16 protein-coding genes are annotated in these 17,433 nt (G+C 65.4%); 10 read left to right on the top strand and 6 right to left on the bottom strand.

The annotated features are described in order from the left end of the window. Genes trpS through QRM95_RS14910 form a run of 3 tightly spaced genes read left to right on the top strand, consistent with a single transcriptional unit; the run spans position 1 to position 2,783 of the window. A complete protein-coding gene (trpS, locus tag QRM95_RS14920; protein ID WP_285248319.1) occupies positions 1-1,044 on the top strand; it encodes a tryptophan--tRNA ligase in 1,044 nt (347 codons plus the stop codon). 4 nt (positions 1,045-1,048) lie between these two features. Beyond that, on the top strand, positions 1,049-1,753 hold the full coding sequence (locus tag QRM95_RS14915) for a 2'-5' RNA ligase family protein (RefSeq protein ID WP_285248318.1): 705 nt from the start codon (positions 1,049-1,051) through the stop codon (positions 1,751-1,753). Next, complete coding sequence (locus tag QRM95_RS14910) at positions 1,677-2,783, top strand: YihY/virulence factor BrkB family protein (RefSeq protein WP_502934972.1); 1,107 nt, start codon at positions 1,677-1,679, stop codon at positions 2,781-2,783. The genes QRM95_RS14915 and QRM95_RS14910 overlap by 77 nt, the downstream gene beginning before the upstream one ends. 17 nt (positions 2,784-2,800) lie before the next feature. Here QRM95_RS14910 and QRM95_RS14905 read toward each other — a convergent pair whose 3' ends face one another. Then, complete coding sequence (locus tag QRM95_RS14905; RefSeq protein WP_502934971.1) at positions 2,801-5,068, bottom strand: hypothetical protein; 2,268 nt, start codon at positions 5,066-5,068, stop codon at positions 2,801-2,803. A 292-nt stretch (positions 5,069-5,360) separates the two neighbouring features. Here QRM95_RS14905 and QRM95_RS14900 point away from each other — a divergent pair, with 292 nt between their 5' ends. Further along, positions 5,361-6,662, top strand: a complete 1,302-nt coding sequence (locus QRM95_RS14900; protein WP_285248317.1) for an ABC transporter substrate-binding protein — start codon at positions 5,361-5,363, stop codon at positions 6,660-6,662. Positions 6,663-6,701: 39 nt separating this feature from the next. On the opposite strand, the gene QRM95_RS14895 is transcribed toward QRM95_RS14900, so the two are convergent. The 5 genes from QRM95_RS14895 to sdhC all read right to left on the bottom strand — a co-directional run bounded on the left by QRM95_RS14895 (position 6,702) and on the right by sdhC (position 11,165). After that, positions 6,702-7,466, bottom strand: coding sequence for an alpha/beta hydrolase family protein (locus QRM95_RS14895; RefSeq protein WP_285248316.1), 765 nt, complete (start codon positions 7,464-7,466; stop codon positions 6,702-6,704). Between the two features lie 161 nt (positions 7,467-7,627). Then, complete coding sequence (locus QRM95_RS14890) at positions 7,628-8,410, bottom strand: succinate dehydrogenase iron-sulfur subunit (protein ID WP_018761929.1); 783 nt, start codon at positions 8,408-8,410, stop codon at positions 7,628-7,630. A gap of 1 nt (position 8,411) precedes the next feature. Continuing rightward, entirely contained in the window at positions 8,412-10,211 is a 1,800-nt protein-coding gene (gene sdhA / locus QRM95_RS14885; RefSeq protein ID WP_285248315.1) for a succinate dehydrogenase flavoprotein subunit, read from the bottom strand. 108 nt (positions 10,212-10,319) lie between these two features. Next, the gene (locus tag QRM95_RS14880; RefSeq protein WP_018761927.1) at positions 10,320-10,781 is read right to left on the bottom strand and encodes a succinate dehydrogenase hydrophobic membrane anchor subunit; all 462 of its coding nucleotides are present in this window, start codon (positions 10,779-10,781) and stop codon (positions 10,320-10,322) included. Between the two features lie 3 nt (positions 10,782-10,784). Further along, on the bottom strand, positions 10,785-11,165 hold the full coding sequence (sdhC, locus tag QRM95_RS14875; protein ID WP_081624141.1) for a succinate dehydrogenase, cytochrome b556 subunit: 381 nt from the start codon (positions 11,163-11,165) through the stop codon (positions 10,785-10,787). Between the two features lie 282 nt (positions 11,166-11,447). Here sdhC and QRM95_RS14870 point away from each other — a divergent pair, with 282 nt between their 5' ends. From QRM95_RS14870 to QRM95_RS14845, 6 genes are all read left to right on the top strand, one after another. Then, a complete protein-coding gene (locus QRM95_RS14870) occupies positions 11,448-12,581 on the top strand; it encodes a mannose-1-phosphate guanylyltransferase (RefSeq protein WP_285248314.1) in 1,134 nt (377 codons plus the stop codon). Between the two features lie 99 nt (positions 12,582-12,680). Further along, on the top strand, positions 12,681-13,898 hold the full coding sequence (locus tag QRM95_RS14865; protein WP_285248313.1) for an amidohydrolase: 1,218 nt from the start codon (positions 12,681-12,683) through the stop codon (positions 13,896-13,898). 158 nt (positions 13,899-14,056) lie between these two features. Beyond that, positions 14,057-14,491 (top strand): MarR family winged helix-turn-helix transcriptional regulator, encoded by a 435-nt coding sequence (locus QRM95_RS14860; protein WP_285248312.1) that lies wholly within the window; start codon positions 14,057-14,059, stop codon positions 14,489-14,491. 44 nt (positions 14,492-14,535) lie between these two features. Beyond that, positions 14,536-14,967: an organic hydroperoxide resistance protein gene (locus tag QRM95_RS14855; protein WP_285248311.1), complete on the top strand. Its 432-nt coding sequence runs from the start codon at positions 14,536-14,538 to the stop codon at positions 14,965-14,967. Further along, the gene (locus QRM95_RS14850; RefSeq protein WP_285248310.1) at positions 14,964-15,980 is read left to right on the top strand and encodes an NADP-dependent oxidoreductase; all 1,017 of its coding nucleotides are present in this window, start codon (positions 14,964-14,966) and stop codon (positions 15,978-15,980) included. The genes QRM95_RS14855 and QRM95_RS14850 overlap by 4 nt, the downstream gene beginning before the upstream one ends. 264 nt (positions 15,981-16,244) lie before the next feature. Continuing rightward, positions 16,245-17,357: a BMP family lipoprotein gene (locus tag QRM95_RS14845; protein WP_285248309.1), complete on the top strand. Its 1,113-nt coding sequence runs from the start codon at positions 16,245-16,247 to the stop codon at positions 17,355-17,357. Positions 17,358-17,433 lie beyond the last annotated feature (76 nt).

Below are 17,433 nucleotides of genomic sequence, written 5' to 3'. Positions count from 1 at the left end.
ATGACCAGCCAGACTTCCCAGACAGCCAAGAAGCGCATCCTCTCCGGCGCCAAGCCGACCGCCGATTCCCTCCACCTGGGCAACTACATCGGAGCCGTGCGCAACTGGGTGGATATGCAGGCAGAGTACGACGCCGTATTCTTCGTCCCGGACCTGCACGCCATTACGGTGGACTTTGAGCCCGGGGAACTTGCCAAGCGGACCCGCATCGTCGCGGCCCAGTACATTGCCGCGGGTATCGACCCGGACAAGAGCATCTTCTTCGTCCAGTCCCATGTTCCGGAGCACGCACAGCTTGCCTGGGCACTGAACTGCATCACGGGCTTCGGCGAGGCATCGCGGATGACGCAGTTCAAGGACAAGACCCAGAAATCCGGGGCAGATTCCGCCACGCTGGGCCTGTTCGCGTACCCCACGCTGATGGCGGCCGACATCCTGCTCTACCAGAGCGACCTTGTCCCCGTTGGCGAGGACCAGCGCCAGCACCTTGAGCTGACCCGCAACCTGGCCCAGCGTTTCAACACCCGGTTTGGCCAGACCTTCACGGTGCCCGAGGCAACGATCGTCAAGGAAAGCGCCAAGATCTACGATCTCCAAAACCCCAGCGCCAAGATGTCCAAGACGGGTGAGTCGCCCAACGGTGCCATCCAGCTGCTGGAAGATCCCAAGATCGCAGCCAAGCGCATCAAGTCCGCGGTCACCGACGCCGGAACGGAGATCCGTTTTGACGCCGAGGAAAAGCCTGGGGTGTCCAATCTGTTGACCATCTATTCCGCCCTCACCGGCAAATCGGTCGCCGAGCTGGAAGCCGAGTACCAGGGAAAGATGTACGGCCACCTCAAGGTGGACCTCGCCGAGGTGGTGGTGGATTTCATCACCCCGATCCGCAACCGCACGAACGAGCTCATGGCCGATCCCGCAGAGCTCGACCGGTTGCTGGCCCTGGGCGCCGACCGGGCCCGGGAGATCGCTTCGGTCACCCTCGCACGGGTCTACGAGCGCATGGGCTTCCTGCCGTCCCTCAGCCTCGCTGGAGTCCGCTAGCGCCATGTCTTCGAAAAACGCTACCGCCAGGGGAGGCGCGTGCCCTGCCGGCGAGGCGGAGCGGACCCGGCGTAACCGTTACGAGGATCGGTCCGGGCAGGATGCCGTGGCGGAAGGCGACGCCGCCGGGACCGAAGACGTCAGCGTGGGCGTCATCCTGGGTTTCCCGGACGAGATTGCCGCGGAGCTGCAGCGCTGGCGTGCGTCGTTCGGGGACCCGATGGCCGGAGTTATACCGGCGCACATCACCCTGATCACCACCACGCCCACCCGGGATTGGGAGGCAACCCGACGGCACGTCCGCGAGGTTGCCCGGTGCCAAAGGCCCTTCACAGTCACCATCGCCGGGACAGGAACGTTCCGCCCCGTCTCGCCTGTTGTCTTCATCAAAGTGGAGGACGGCTTCGAGCACTGCGTGGATTTGCACCGCAGGCTGCAGCAGGGTCCCCTGCACCGCGAGTTGCCGTTCGCCTACCATCCCCACGTCACCATTGCCCACGACGTCGCCCCGGAAAGCCTGGACGAGGCCGAAACGGCACTGAAGAACTATAAGGCAACCTTCCCCGTGGTTAGCATGGGACTCTATGAGCATGATGCCGACGGCATCTGGCAGCTAAGGGAAGAGCTGGATTTTGGGACCGAAACTAACAACGACGCCGGCACCCCCTTCACGGACGCTGCCGCGAACACCGCAACGGACGCCGGCTGACCAGCAGCCCCTGCCTACCGAAATCGCCCGGCTGAAGCTGGACGTCATCCAGAAGCGCAGCGACTGGCACAAGGCGCGCCGCTCCGGCGGCAAGGTTCCTGCCCTGCTCGCGTGGGTTCAGTTGTTCACTGCACGGCTGAATGTGTTGCGGCCCATGCGGGCGTTCAGGCATTACGGACTCCACTACGGGCCGTTGATGAGCGCGGGCATCGGCTTCAACATGTTCTTCTCCATCACGGGCCTGCTGGCCACCGGCTTTTCCGTGGCGGGCCTGGTACTCCGCGGCCAGCCGGCCTTGCTGGACACCATCATCAGCAGCGTGGCCAGGAGCGCGCCGGGCTTGTTGAAGGTCAATGGCGGCGATGGCCTGGTGGACCCCAAGGACTTGCTGGATCCCAGCGGACTGGGCTGGACGGCCGTGATCAGCGCTGTGGTCACCGTGGTAACTTCGCTCGGCTGGATCAACGGCCTCCGGGACGGACTCCGCGGGATTGTTGAGTTGCCTCCGCTGGTGGTCAATCCCATCCTGCTCAAGCTGCGCGACGCCGGGACCCTGCTCCTGCTGGGCGTGGCGCTGGTGATCAGTGCGGGCGCATCGCTGGTGTTCGGCACGGCCGCCGGTTGGGTTGCCGACTTCCTGCATCTCAGCGACGCCCTGGCGGGCCCGCTGACCACGTCCGTCAAGATTGTGGTGCCACTGGTCCTGAACTGGGTCACCGCGCTGATCATGTTCCGGCTGGCTGCCGGGTTGAAGCTTTCCCGCCAGGCCCTGCTTGAGGGAACCATCCTTGCCGCCGTGGGCACCACAGTGCTGCAGATCTTCAGCACGGAACTGTTGGGCGGTGCCAGCCGGAACCCCATCCTGGCACCGTTTGCCATCATCATCGGCCTGCTTATCTGGTTCAACCTGGTCAGCCAGGCCTACCTCGTGTCCGCAGGGTGGTCAGCGGTGCGCGAGGCGGACCTCGCGTCCGGCGGCAAGCCCCGCAAGACGATCCTTGGTGCCCGCCGGGCCACACCCCAGACCTGACCCGGGGAAACGGGCTCCTAGGGGAAGGGCAGCAGCCCTTCCCACCGCACCGTCCAGCCCGGCGGGAAGCCGGGGGAGCGACGGTCAGGGCCGTTGTCCCATCCGGCGGCCATCAGTGCTGTGGCGGCCAGGAGACCGCCGTTGCCGGGCAGGTAGAGCGGCAGGGAATCGGTTTGGCGGTTGTGCCCGTTGGGCAGGACCGTGTTTTTGCCCGCATCCCGCAACAGGACGTCCACAGCGGCCTCCGGATCACCCAGGCGCGCAGCGGCCATGGCCATGACCGGGTAGTCCCAACCCCAGGTACTTTCCCAATCCCAGCCGGCCAGGACATCGGCCAGTGTGGCCCGCATGATGTCTTCGTCAATGAGGTCCGTCAGCGGCAGGACCCCCAATGCGCACAGCATCGACGGGTGGTCAGTCCTGATGGTGAAAGGCTCCACGTCTATCGCTGCGTAGACGCCGTCCATGATGCGCGGCGGAACGAGTCCTCCTGCAACGTCCTGCCATGCCGCCACAGGTTCAAGGCCCAGCCGTTCCCGCCATGAGGCGGCGGTCCGGAGGCCCCACTGCCAGTAGGCCAGCTCAAAGGTGGGATTCGTGACGGAGGCCCGGAGCGCGCCGTAGCTTTCCTGGGCCGGAACGAGGGGCGGCCCCAATTCGAATCCGCGCGCTGTGGGGTGCGCGAAACTGGCCATGAAGGAGGCCGACTCGAACACAATCTCCGCGAACTCCGCCAGGACCTCCTTGCACGGATTGGCGCGATAGGCGAGTTCTGCGAGATAGATGGGGTGCGGCTGCTGCCAGAGAAGGAAGGTGCCGATCGGACTGGGGCTCTCCCGCCCGTCCGGGCCCACCTGCTTGGGCCAGCGGACGCCGTCGAACCCCTGGACCCTCGCCGTCTGCCGCGACGTTTCGAGGACCGTGGAGTACCACCGCAGGGACGGCAGCAGGAGGTCTGCACGGCCCCAGAGGGCGAAATGTGCAGCGTGCCACCAGTGCATCTCAAGATGGAACCGTCCGCGCCACGAATTGCAGACGAGCCCGGTTTCCTGGGGCGGGAGGGAGCCGGCGCAGTTGACCGCTGTCAGGTACTGGGAGAGGACAATGCGGCGCTCAAGCTCCTTGGCACGGGCGTCCGCGGTGGCATCCAGTTCCACGGCGGCCCCCGTGCTCCAAAATCCCTCCCAATGGTCCGCGGAGGCAGCGGCGATGCTGTTGCCGGGGCTGTTGCTGCCGGGGAAGGGCCCGACGGCGGCACCGGTCTTTGCCACTCCGCGCGGCAGTTCCGCCGGCGGGAAGGTGTCGTCACCGGTTCGCGGGATGCAGTCGCCGTCGCCGGCGGGTACAAAGGCCAACGCGACGTCGAGCACGGCGGGCGCCCCGGGCAGGGTGCTGATCCGGATCCGGTGCCTGCCCGTTTGTTCCACGACGAGTCCGCTGCCGCTGACCACCATCCGGTACCGGGCGTCGTCCAGTTCACGGTGAACGGTCCACGTTGTCGAGCCAGGATGGACCTCAGACGCGACAGGCTCCCCGAGGGTGGTGGTATGGGCCTCCGGCCGGTTCCAATCGGCGGCGTTGTGCCAGGCCTCGGATCCGTAAGGGAAATCAACGCAGAGCACCAGCCCCACGTGGAGGGCAGCTGATTCCACGTGGAGGCCCAGTTCATCGCGACGCGGATGGCAGGCGGTGAGGACGTTGACCGGCCGGCCACCAAGGGTGAAGCCGCTGTGGACGGTGCCTGTCCACAGGTCGAGGGTCTGCGCGGTGCCTGCCAGGTCTATTCGGCTGATCGCCTGTTCGGTTGGGCCTGGTGCCAGCATGAAGCCGATGCGTGCCAGGTCCAGCCGGTGCGGGTTGGCCCGCAGCCATGTTTCGGCGGCCGATGTGCCGGTCTCGCGGTCGTTGACGATGTCGCCCACCATGTCCACGTAGGGCACAGGCCCGCGGGGCGAATCGTAGGAAACGGTGGAGCCGGCCAGTCCGTAGGGCTCTTCGGCGGGACGGGAATGCCAGCCCCACTGGGACAGCGTGCCGAGGAGTGTCCCGGGCGCGAGGGCGTCGTCGCGGGCACCCACCGGATATTCGGCCGGGAAGGTCTGCACGCCGGTCAGGTCCATCGTGAAGGCAAACTCGCCGTTCCCCACCGACACCGGGCTTCGCGGGTCCAGGGTTCGCTGGCTGACGTTGTGCTTGCTGACCAGCGCCTTCCTGTCGATGGGCACGGTGCTGCCCGGCGCGGCCTTGGGCCTAACCGGACGGTCGGTGGCGCCTTGGCTGTGCACGCTGAACGGCCTCCTGAGGAGTGGGGGTGAGGGCACGGTTACGAAAAGCCGCCCGGCCGGGGAGCTTAGGGTGCGGGATGGGGGGAGTAGAAAGCGTTTTCCCGCTTCCTATCCTCGGGGCGTGAAGGGGCGACTGTCAACGGTCCGCCCGCGAGGTGCGGAGCACACAACTATCGGAGTTGCAGGGAAAGCTCATGTTGCACATGTGCCCGACAATGGGTCCTTGACGTCGGAAGCAGGCCTTTGATACGTTTCACGAAATCGCTTTCCCATCTCGGAAGAAGCTTGCCCAATGACGCGAAAAGTTATCCGAACCCTTCGTAAATCAACTGCCATCCTGACAGCCGCGGCACTCCTTGGCCTCACCGCGGCATGCTCCAGCACCCCATCCAACAAGCCTGAGGACGGCCCTGTTGAAATCCGGTTCTCCTGGTGGGGCAACGCAGGCCGCGCCGACCTGACCAACAAGGCCATCGCCGAATTCGAGCAGGCCAACCCGAACATCAAGGTCAAGCCGGAGTACGGCGACATCGGCGGATACTTCGACAAGCTTGCCACCCAGGTGGCCGCCAATGACGCTCCCGACGTCATCACCATGGGTGGCGCCTACCCGGCGGAGTACGCCAACCGGGGTGCCCTGCTGGATTTGGCCACAGTGAAGGGCCCGCTGGATCTGTCCAAGATGGACCAGGGAGCACTGGAAAACGGCCAGGTCAAAGGCAAGCAATACGGGGTGTCCACCGGCGCCAATGCCCTGGCGATCGTCGCCAATCCGGCGGTGTTCTCGGCGGCGGGAGTTCCGCTGCCGGACGATACTTCCTGGAGCTGGGACGACTTCGCGAAGATCGCGGCGGATGTCACGGCCCATAGTCCCAAGGGGACCTACGGAACCGCTACGGTACTCACCCACGACTCCCTGGACGCCTTCGCCCGCCAGCGGGGTGACTCGCTGTACACCCAGGACGGCCAGTTGGGGCTCGGCAAGGAAACGGTCCAGGACTACTTCGACTACTCACTGAAGTTGAGCGAAACCGGGGCGGCCCCAAGCGCCTCCGAGACCGTCGAGAAGCTCAACGTCAGCACCGAGCAAACTCTCATGGGCATGGGCAAAGCAGCCATGATGCTGACCTGGAGCAACTCGTTGTCCGCCCTCAGCAAGGCATCCGGCGCCGACCTCAAGCTGCTCAAGCTCCCGGGTGAAAAACCCACGCCCGGAATCTGGCTCCAGTCCTCGCAGTTCTACACCATCTCGGCCCGCAGCAAGCACGCGGATGCTGCGGCAAAGCTCGTCAGCTTCCTGGTCAACGACCAGTCGGCGGCCAAGATCATCCAGAGCGACAGGGGCGTTCCCAGCAACGCCGACATGCGCAACGCCATCAAGGACATGCTCACGCCGCAGGGAAAGGTGGAGGCCGACTACATCAACCAGATCGGCAAGATGGACTTCGCCCCCACGTACATCGGACCCACAGGCTCAACGGCCGTCTCCGAAATCACGGCCCGGATCAACACCGATGTCCTGTTCAAGAGGCTGGCGCCGGACAAGGCGGCAGACCAGTGGATCAGCGAGAGCAAGGCTGCCATCGGCAAATAGCCAAGGTGCCCGGGCGCGCTCCCTGGAACGGGATGTGATTTAGGCGTCGAGGTACTGGTCGGCCCACGCCGCGATGATCCGGGCGGCGCGGGCGGCCTGGCCCTTTCCGGTCAGCAGGTGGTCGCTTCCCTCGAGGGAGACGAAATTGCGCGGGTGCCGGGCGGTCTGGAAGATCGTGCTGGCGTTCTCGATCCCCACCGTGTTGTCGGTGGGGGAGTGCAGCACCATCAGCGGTTTGTGAAGCTGCCGGATGCAGTCAGTCAGGTCGGCGTTCTCCAGGTCCTCCACGAAGTGCCGGCGGATCTCCACCCGCTTCCCGCCCAGGTCCACCTCGGCACTCCCGTCGCTGAGGATCTTGTCCAGGGCGGCGTCAAAAACGTGTGCCACATGCTTGGGGGAGAAGGGCGCGCCCACCGTCGCCACGGCGTCGAGCTCGGGGATCTCCCGTGCGGCCGCCAGCACGGCGGCACCACCAAAGGAATGGCCCACCAACAGGGAGATTTCCTTTCCCTCCGCACGCATGAACTCCGCGGCCTTCACCGTGTCGGCCACTTTGTGGCTGAACGAGCCGGCAGACCATTCGCCTGCCGAGCCGCCCAGGCCAAGGTTGTCGAACCGAAGCATGCCAATGCCGCTGTCCGCCAGGGCCTTGCACATCCGGGACGCGGATGGGCTGTCCTTGCCGAGCGTGAACCCGTGCGAAAACACTCCCCAGCCCTTGACCGCGCCTTCCGGGACGTCGATAATTCCGGACAGCGTCTCACCGGTTGAGCCTGCGAAGGATACTTTTTCGGAGCGGGACATGCTGTTCCCTTTCGCTTGGTAGGAATGGCTGTGGGCCCATGCCCGCAGGGTTCCCGGGCCGAGCGTGCACGGTCAGGGGGCGGGTGGGGAGAAACAACGACGGCGCCCCCACCACATGTGGTGGGTGACGCCGTCGGCCGTTCTTGCTTTTGTTGGACCTGCTAGATCTTGCGGGCGAGGATGGCCTGCTTGACCTCTGCGATGGCCTGGGTCACCTGGATGCCGCGGGGGCACGCCTCTGAGCAGTTGAAGGTGGTGCGGCAGCGCCACACGCCTTCCTTGTCGTTCAGGATCTCCAGGCGCATGTCGCCGGCGTCATCACGGGAATCGAAGATGAAACGGTGGGCGTTGACGATCGCGGCGGGGCCGAAGTACTGCCCGTCCGTCCAGAACACCGGGCAGGACGACGTGCACGCCGCACACAGGATGCACTTGGTGGTGTCGTCAAAGCGCTCACGGTCCTCGGCGGACTGCAGGCGCTCCCGGGTGGGCTCGTGGCCCTTGTTGATCAGGAACGGCATGACTTCGCGGTAGGACTGGAAGAACGGCTCCATGTCCACGATCAGGTCCTTCTCCACCGGCAGGCCCTTGATGGGCTCCACCGTGATGGGCTTGGAGGTGTCCAGGTCCTTCAGGAGGGTCTTGCACGCGAGGCGGTTGCGGCCGTTAATGCGCATGGCGTCGGAACCGCACACGCCGTGGGCGCAGGAGCGGCGGAAGGAGAGGGTTCCGTCCGTCTCCCACTTCACCTTGTGCAGGGCGTCCAGTACACGGTCCGTGCCGTACATGGTGAGGTGGAAGTCGTCCCAGGTGGCTTCCTCGGAAACCTCCGGGTTGTACCGGCGGACCCGCAGGTGGACATCGAACGTGGGGATTTCCCCGCCCCCGCCAACGCCGGCAGGCAGTTCAACTTTTGAGGCTGGCTCAGCGATTTCAGCGGTCATCTTAGTACTTCCTCACCATCGGCTCGTAGCGGGTAAAGACAACCGGCTTGGTGGCGAGGCGGATGCCGGCGATTGATTCCGCCGATCCGTCGGCCGGCGCATGGTCATCCTTGTACGCCATGGAGTGCTTCATGAATTTCTCGTCGTCACGCTCGGGGAAGTCCTCGCGGAAGTGGCCGCCGCGGGATTCCTCACGGTGCAGGGCGGCCACGGTCATCACCTTGGCCAGTTCCAGCAGGAAGCCGAGCTCAACGGCCTCCAGCAGATCCAGGTTGAAGCGCTTGCCCTTGTCCTGCACGTTGATGCGCTTGTACCGCTCCTCGAAGGAGGCGATGTCGCGCAGCACCTGGGTCAGGGTATCGGCGGTACGGAACACCTGCATGTTGGCGTCCATGGTGTCCTGCAGTTCCTTGCGGATCTGGGCAACCTTTTCGTCACCGGTACCGTTGCGGGCAATGTCCAGAAGCTCGGTGGTGTAGGCCAGCGGGTTCTCCGGCAGCTCCACGAAATCGGCCGTCTTCGCGTACTCGGCGGCGGCCACGCCGGCCCGCTTGCCGAACACGTTGATGTCCAGCAGGGAGTTGGTGCCCAGGCGGTTGGAGCCGTGGACGGACACGCATGCCACTTCACCGGCGGCGTAGAGGCCCGGCACCACGGTGTCGTTGTCCTGCAGCACCTCGGTCTGAATGTTCGTCGGGATGCCGCCCATGGCGTAGTGCGCCGTGGGGAACACGGGTACGGGCTCGGTGTACGGTTCCACGCCCAGGTAGGTACGGGCGAACTCGGTGATGTCCGGGAGCTTCGCGTCGATGTGCGCCGGTTCCAGGTGGGTCAGGTCCAGGAGGACGTAGTCCTTGTTCGGACCGCAACCGCGGCCTTCACGGACCTCGTTGGCCATGGAGCGGGCCACGATGTCGCGGGGCGCCAGGTCCTTGATGGTGGGAGCGTAGCGCTCCATGAAGCGCTCACCCTGGGAGTTGCGCAGGATGGCACCTTCACCACGGGCTGCTTCGGAGAGCAGGATGCCCAGGCCGGCGAGGCCGGTGGGGTGGAACTGGAAGAATTCCATGTCCTCCAGCGGGATGCCGCGGCGGAAGGCGATGCCCATGCCGTCGCCCGTAAGGGTGTGTGCGTTCGAGGTGGTCTTGAAGACCTTGCCGGCGCCGCCGGAGGCGAACACCACGGACTTTGCCTGGAAGACGTGCAGTTCACCGGAGGCGAGGTCGTAGGATACGACGCCGGCCACGCGCTTCTGCTTGTAGGGCGTGCCGTCCTCGCGGACAGCATCCTCTTCGACCGTCAGCAGGTCCAGGACGTAGTACTCGTTGTAGAACTCAACGTTGTGCTTGACGCAGTTTTGGTACAGGGTCTGCAGGATCATGTGGCCGGTGCGGTCTGCGGCGTAGCAGGCACGGCGCACGGGAGCCTTGCCGTGGTCACGGGTGTGGCCGCCGAAGCGGCGCTGGTCAATGCGTCCCTCGGGCGTGCGGTTGAACGGCAGGCCCATCTTCTCGAGGTCCAGCACGGCGTCGATGGCTTCCTTCGCCATGACCTCTGCGGCGTCCTGGTCAACCAGGTAGTCGCCGCCCTTGACGGTGTCGAACGTGTGCCATTCCCAGTTGTCTTCCTCGACATTGGCAAGGGCTGCACACATGCCACCCTGTGCCGCACCCGTGTGCGAGCGGGTGGGGTAGAGCTTGGTCAGTACTGCTGTGCGCGCGCGCTGACCGGACTCGATCGCGGCGCGCATGCCAGCGCCACCGGCACCGACGATGACGACGTCGTACTTATGGACCTGCATACCAGACGCTCTTTCTCTCAAAATTCGCTATCAAACAACGGGGCGGCTTCGCCTGCTCCGCAAAACAAGGCCCGCGGGTAAGCCCGCGGGCCCGGGGTTGTGCCTGAACTAGGCAGGGCAGAATCCGCCCGGAAGGGCCACGCCGTCCACCACGGGGCAGGGGTTGAAGGTGAAGATCACCAGGGTGCCCAGGAGGATGATGACCACGGCGGCCGCATAGAGGACGGTCTTCAACCAGCGCCGCGTCCCCGTCTTTTCGGCGTAGTCGTTAATGATGGTCCGCACGCCATTGGTGCCGTGCAGCATTGCCAGCCACAGCATGGCCAGGTCCCAGAACTGCCAGAACGGGTCCGCCCACTTGCCGGCGACGAAGCCGAAGTCGATGGCATGGATGCCTTCGCCGACCATGAGGTTCACGAACAGGTGCCCGAAGATGAGGACCACCAGCACCACGCCGGAGAGGCGCATGAACAGCCAGGCGATCATCTCGAAGTTGCCGCGCGAACCGCCGCTGCGGCGGTACTGGGGAGCTACCCGGCCGCTGCGGGGGCTCTCGATGGTTGCAGTCATGGCTTAGTGACCTCCGAGGGCGAGGGACAGGTGGCGGATGGAGAACGCAAGCATGGTCACGATCCAGAGAGCCAGGACTGCCCACAGCATCTGCCGCTGGTACTTGGCGCCCTTCTTCCAGAAGTCGACCGCAATGATCCGCAAGCCGTTAAAGGCGTGGAACACGATCGCGGCGACAAGGCCGGTCTCGCCCAGCGCCATCAGCGGGTTCTTGTAGGCGCCGATCACCGCGGTGTAGGCCTCCGGCGACACACGCACCAAGGAGGTGTCCAGGACGTGGACCAACAAGAAGAAAAAGATCACTACACCGGTAATGCGGTGTCCTACCCAGGACCACATGCCTTCACGGCCGCGGTACAAGGTGCCAGCTGGTTTTGTCGGCACTGATAAACCTCCCTGCAACACAGCGGCGCTGGCATGAGATCCATGCGGGGGGAACGCCTGCTGCGAGAGCACTCGTAGCTCAGGCCTAAATCTAGGCTTCGCTTACAGCTTATTCAATTTAGGAGATTCTTGGAGACCAGTGCTGGAGCGGTTTTTCGGCGGGAATGAGACGAACGCCACACGGATGCGCTGTTTTGGGCTCCGGGATGACGGATCACGCCGGTGGGCAGCCCGTGGCGGGCCGCCGCCGCCGGCCGGGGGCCGTCAGCTAAAGTAGCGGTGATGAGTACAGACAAAGTGACAAGCCCGGCCTCACCCCTTGACCGCTTCATTGCGGTGATTCCGGCAGGCGGAGTGGGGACCCGCCTCTGGCCCCTGTCACGAGCAGCAGCTCCCAAGTTCCTTCACGATCTCACAGGATCGGGCAGCACCTTGCTGCGCGCCACCTATGACCGGCTCCACCCGCTCGCGGGCAGCCGCGTGCTGGTGGTCACCGGAAAAGCGCACCGCGACGCCGTGTGCCGCCAGCTTCCCGAGGTCCAGGACGCGGACCTTGTCCTGGAATCGGAGCCCAAGGACTCCGCGGCGGCGATCGGCCTTGCCGCGGCCATCCTGCACGAGCGGGACCCGGACACCATCATGGGGTCCTTCGCCGCGGACCAGGTGATCAGCCCGGACCACCTCTTCCAGGACGCCGTCCGGGAGGCAATCCATACCGCCGCGGCCGGCAAGATCGTGACCATCGGCATCAAGCCCACGCACCCATCCACCGGGTTCGGTTACATCCGCTCCGGCAAGGCATTGCACATCGACGGAGCACCGAGCGCCCACGATGTGGTGGAGTTCGTCGAAAAGCCCGACGAAGTGGTGGCCCAGCAGTACGTCGACAGCGGTGACTACGTGTGGAACGCCGGCATGTTCGTAGCCCCCGTGGCACTGATGCTCAAGCACCTCGAGGCCAACCAGCCCGAGCTGTTCAAGGGCCTGCAGGAAATCGCGCAGGCCTGGGACACCCCCGAACGCGACGAGGTCACTGCCCGGATCTGGCCCACCCTGCCCAAGATCGCCATCGACTACGCAGTGGCCGAGCCCGCCGCCGAGGCCGGGGACGTCGCCGTCGTGCCCGGGACCTTCCGCTGGGACGACGTCGGCGACTTCGCCTCCGTCGGTCGGCTCAACAGCGCCAAGGAAGTGGACGACGTCACCGTCCTGGGCGAAGGCGCGCGGGTATTCACGGAGAACTCAAGCGGTGTGGTGGTCACGGACACCAAGCGCGTCATCGCCCTGATCGGCATCCAGGATGTGGTCATCGTGGACACGCCGGACGCCCTGCTGGTCACCACCATGGCCAATTCCCAGCGGGTCAAGGCAGCGGTCGACGCACTCAAAGCCAGCGGGGACACGGACGTCCTCTGATCGCCCAACCTGCCGGCGCGTTCGGCGCCGGCAGGTTCACGTTGTAACGGGGCGTCAGTGAATGGCCCTTATCGGGGCCGTGATCGCTAGAGTAAAACAGTGCGCAACTACACTACTGAAGCCGAGCCCACCGCCTTGGTGGCGCCGTGGCTTGAACCGCTCCTGCCGGAACTGATCGAATTCCGGCGGGACCTCCATGCGCACCCGGAGCTTTCCTTCAAGGAGTTCCGCACCACTGACAAGCTTGCGGAGCGGCTGGAGGCCGCTGGGCTGAGCCCCCGCCGGCTCGAAGGCACCGGCCTGACCGTTGACGTCGGCGAAGGCCCCATCGCCACCGCGCTGCGCGGCGACATCGACGCCCTGCCCATCATCGAGGAAACCGGCCTGGAATTCGCGTCCAAGAACCACGGCGTCACCCACGCCTGCGGCCACGACGTGCACACCACCACCATGCTGGGCATTGCCCTGGTGTTGCAGCGCATGCACCAGGAATCGCCCCTGGGCGCGACGGTGCGGATCATCTTCCAGCCCGCCGAGGAAACCATGCCCGGCGGGGCGCATGCGTGCATTGAGCAGGGCGTGCTGGAGGGAGTTCCCAGGATCCTCGCGCTGCACTGCGACCCCCGCATCGAGGTGGGCAAGGTCGGGACCCGGATTGGCGCCATCACGTCGGCCTCGGACACCATCCGGATTGAACTGTCCGGCCGCGGCGGCCACACGTCCCGACCGCATCTCACCGAGGACCTCGTCTTCGCGCTTGCCCAGATCGCCGTCAACGTTCCGGCCGTCCTGTCGCGCCGGGTGGACGTCCGCAGCGGGGTGTCCGTGGTGTGGGGCCAGATCACCGCCGGGTCGGCGCCCAACGCCATTCCCGGCTCGGGCTACATGGCCGGAACCATGCGCTGCCTGGACCGTGACGCCTGGCACGCCGCCGGCGAGCTCCTCGACGAGGTGGTCCACCAGGTGGCCGCTCCGTATGGGGTGGACGTCCACCTGGAGCACACCAGGGGAGTGCCCCCCGTGGTGAACTCCGAACACGAAACGGCGATTATTGAGGCGGCGGCTCGCGCAGAGATCGGCGAAAGCGCCGTGGTGCTGACCCCGCAATCCATGGGTGGCGAGGACTTTGCCTGGTTCCTCGCGGAGCTTCCCGGCGCCATGATGCGGCTGGGTACCAAGACGCCAGGCGGGGAGGACTACGACCTCCACCGCGGCGATTACATCCTCGACGAGCGATCCCTCGGCCTGGGGATCCGCGTACTCACCGCGGCAGCGTTGAGGACCATCAGGGACATCGAGCAGCCGCCCGCGCTGTAGCCGCCGGCCGCGTCGTAGGCGCCCGCCGCGGCGTCCAGACTCCAGCGGATTGTTTGCCCCGGGCCCGGTAACGCCGGTGGATCACGACGACGGTCAACGGGACGGTCTCGCGGTTCAGTTAAGTTGTGCACAATTTAATTGTGGGCTATTATCTTTTCATGACCGAAGCTCCCCGCCTGGACCGCCAAGTGTGTTTTGCCTTGTATTCGGCTTCCAGGGCCGCCACCGCCGTGTACCGGCCCGTGCTGGACGAGCTGGGGCTCACTTACCCGCAGTACTTGGTGATGCTGGTGCTGTGGGAGGACGAGCCCCGAGGGGTCAAGGAACTTGGCGGGGAACTCGGACTGGACTCGGGGACCCTGTCGCCCCTTCTCAAGCGGCTGGAAGCACTGGGGCTCGTGGAACGCCGGCGGTCAGGCGAGGACGAACGGCGTGTTGCCATTCACCTCACGGCGGCAGGCCGGGACCTCAGCGTCCCGGCCCGGGCCATTCCGCAGCGGCTGGCTGACGCCGCAGGGCTCTCGAACGGAGAGCTCGAACAACTGCGCGCCACCCTGGGCAAGCTCACGGCCGCGCTGCACGAGTCGCTCTAAGCGGCGCCACACTGCACCATCCCACCTACAGGACGGACATTTTCGTGAAGACTCTCTACACCGCCGAGGCACTTGCCTCCGGCGAAGGCCGCGACGGCACCGCACGCAGCAACGACGGCAAGCTGGCAGTGGACCTGGCCAGCCCCGTGGAGCTGGGCGGCAGCGGCCGCGGCACCAACCCTGAACAGCTTTTCGCCGCCGGGTACGCCGCCTGCTTCCACTCCGCACTGCGCCTGGTGGGCCGCAAGGCAGGCGCCGACCTCACCGATTCGGCCGTGGCGGCGATAGTCCACTTGGGACAGCTGGACGGCGGAACAGGTTTCGGGCTTGCCGCCGAACTGGAAATCGCCCTGCCGGCGCTGGACCTGTCCACCGCCGAGGAGCTGGTGGCCAAGGCGCACGAAGTATGCCCCTACTCAAACGCCACCCGGGGCAACATCACCGTTGACATCAAGATTTTGGAGTACGCAGCATGAGCACAGCACTGGCCACCACCACCCGTGAAATCCGCTTGGCCTCGCGCCCTGTGGGCCGTCCCACCAGCGACAACTTCGAACTCGCCGAGTCCCCACTGCCCGCCCTCGAGGACGGCCAGATCCTGGTCCGGAACCTCTTCATGTCGGTCGATCCCTACATGCGTGGCCGGATGAATGACGTGAAGTCGTACTCCGCGCCCTTCGCCGTGGGCAAAGCGCTCGACGGCGGTGCGGCAGGCGAGGTGATCGCGTCCCGTTCGTCGGCACACAAGGAGGGCGACGTCGTCGTGCATTCCCTCGGCTGGCGGGAGTACGCCGTGGTTGACGGTGCTGCCGCCACCCCGGCCCGCACGGACCTTGCCCCGGCCTCCGCCTTCCTTGGCGCCCTGGGCATGACCGGACTGACCGCCTACTCCGGCCTCCTGAAGGTCGCCGAATTCAAGCCGGGGGACGCCGTGTTCGTCTCCGGTGCCGCCGGTGCTGTGGGCTCCCTGGTGGGCCAGATCGCCAAGGCCATGGGCGCCTCCCGCGTGATCGGCTCCGCCGGTTCGCCGGCCAAGGTGGCCCGGCTGCTGGAGCTCGGTTTCGACGCAGCCTTCGACTACCACGATGGTCCCGTGCTGGAACAGCTGCAGAAGGCCGCAGGCCCGGCCGGCATCGACGTCTACTTCGACAACGTGGGCGGCGAACACCTCGAGGCGGCCCTGGCAGTGCTCAATGTCGGCGGCCGGGTGGCAATGTGCGGTGCCATCGCGCAGTACAACTCCACCGAGCCGACTCCGGCGCCCCACAACCTGATGCAGGCCATCGGCAAGCAACTGACGCTCCGCGGCTTCCTGGTAGGCGGTCAGCGGCAGCACGCGGCGGAGTTCGCCGAGAAGATGTCCGGCTGGCTGGCTGACGGCACCGTGCGCTACGACGAGACGATCGTGGACGGACTGGAGAACGCGCCGCAGGCGTTCATGGATCTCCTGGACGGTGCCAACACCGGAAAGATGCTCGTCCGGCTGTAGTCCGGCGGTCACAACTCAAGAACCATCAGCAGCAGGGGCGCCTCCTAAGGGGGCGCCCCTACTGCTTGGTAACAACTTGTAAACAATCTCCGGGGTCGGCTTCCGACGTGCTATGGGGACGTGGCGCAGGCCACTAAAGTAAGTGGCATCAGTGCGCTCCGGCGCAGTGCTGCGTGCCTTCAGTGAAAACAGAATTTCAGCGCCGAAACGGACACTCATTGAATTCCAGCCCGTAGTGCCACTCGCATCATCCCTGGAGGAAAATTGAAGAAATCACTGCGTGCCGGCTTCAAGCGCGGTTCAATGGCCGGTGTGGCCACCCTCGGTGCGTCCGCCTTGCTGCTGACCGGCTGCGGGGCCGCCCCGTCCGCGTCCGGCCCTTCGGGTTCAGCCACCGCCTCGGACTACACCGCCTGCATGGTGTCCGACTCCGGTGGATTCGACGACAAGTCGTTCAACCAGTCCGGCTACGAGGGTCTGCAGGCCGCGGTCAAGGACCTTGGCATCAAGGAAAAGCACGTCCAGTCCAAGGCTGACACCGACTACGACCCCAACCTCCGCTCCATGGTCCAGCAGGACTGCAAGCTCACCGTGACCGTCGGATTCCTGCTCGGCGATGCCACCAAGTCCATCGCGACGGCCAACCCGAACAGCCACTTCGCGATCATCGACTACAACGACCCCACGTTCCCCAAGAACGTCAAGCCGATCGTCTATGACACGGCCCAGGCAGCGTTCCTGGCCGGCTACCTGGCAGCAGGCACCTCCAAGACCGGGAAGGTCGCAACCTTCGGCGGCATCAACATCCCCACCGTCACCATCTTCATGGACGGCTTCGCCGACGGCGTGAAGTACTACAACGAGAAGAAGGGCAAGAGCGTCCAGCTCATCGGCTGGGACAAGGACAAGCAGGACGGCACGTTCGTCGGCGACTTCAAGCAGGTGGACAAGGGCAAGGTCCTCACCCAGGGCTTCCTTGACCAGGGCGCAGACATCGTCCTTCCCGTGGCCGGACCCGTAGGCAGCGGCGCGGGCAGCGCGATCCTCGACGCCAAGTCCAAGGGCAAGGATGCCAAGCTCATCTGGGTTGACTCCGATGGCTACCTGACGGCCCCCGACTACAAGTCCGTGATCCTTTCCTCTGTCCAGAAGACCATGGCCACCGCTGTGGAGACGGTCATCAAGGACGACAAGGACGGCAAGTTCGACGCCTCGCCGTACATCGGAACCCTTGCAAACGGCGGTGTTGCCCTGGCTCCGTTCCACGACCTCGATTCCGCCGTGCCGGCGGACCTGAAGAGCGAACTGGACCAGCTCAAGAAGGACGTCATCTCCGGCACCGTCAAGGTCGAGTCGAAGTCCAGCCCCACCAAGTAAGCACTGAACAGCGGGGCGCGCTGCCCTTCCGCCGTTACCCCGGCCGGAGGGCAGCGCGTTCTGTTTTGCTGGCAAC

The organism is Pseudarthrobacter sp. efr-133-R2A-89 (assembly GCF_030209315.1).
Taxonomy (GTDB): domain Bacteria; phylum Actinomycetota; class Actinomycetes; order Actinomycetales; family Micrococcaceae; genus Arthrobacter.
The sequence above is the reverse complement of the archived record's forward strand: the minus strand, read 5'-3'. Positions and strand labels throughout refer to the sequence as shown.

Bases quoted from the DNA above. Each gene is read 5' to 3' on its own strand.
- trpS (WP_285248319.1), top strand. From the start codon at position 1: ATGACCAGCCAGACTTCCCAGACAGCCAAGAAGCGCATCCTCTCCGGC.
- QRM95_RS14915 (WP_285248318.1), top strand. From the start codon at position 1,049: ATGTCTTCGAAAAACGCTACCGCCAGGGGAGGCGCGTGCCCTGCCGGC.
- QRM95_RS14900 (WP_285248317.1), top strand. From the start codon at position 5,361: ATGACGCGAAAAGTTATCCGAACCCTTCGTAAATCAACTGCCATCCTG.
- QRM95_RS14895 (WP_285248316.1), bottom strand. From the start codon at position 7,466: ATGTCCCGCTCCGAAAAAGTATCCTTCGCAGGCTCAACCGGTGAGACG.
- QRM95_RS14890 (WP_018761929.1), bottom strand. From the start codon at position 8,410: ATGACCGCTGAAATCGCTGAGCCAGCCTCAAAAGTTGAACTGCCTGCC.
- sdhA (WP_285248315.1), bottom strand. From the start codon at position 10,211: ATGCAGGTCCATAAGTACGACGTCGTCATCGTCGGTGCCGGTGGCGCT.
- QRM95_RS14880 (WP_018761927.1), bottom strand. From the start codon at position 10,781: ATGACTGCAACCATCGAGAGCCCCCGCAGCGGCCGGGTAGCTCCCCAG.
- QRM95_RS14870 (WP_285248314.1), top strand. From the start codon at position 11,448: ATGAGTACAGACAAAGTGACAAGCCCGGCCTCACCCCTTGACCGCTTC.
- QRM95_RS14860 (WP_285248312.1), top strand. From the start codon at position 14,057: ATGACCGAAGCTCCCCGCCTGGACCGCCAAGTGTGTTTTGCCTTGTAT.
- QRM95_RS14850 (WP_285248310.1), top strand. From the start codon at position 14,964: ATGAGCACAGCACTGGCCACCACCACCCGTGAAATCCGCTTGGCCTCG.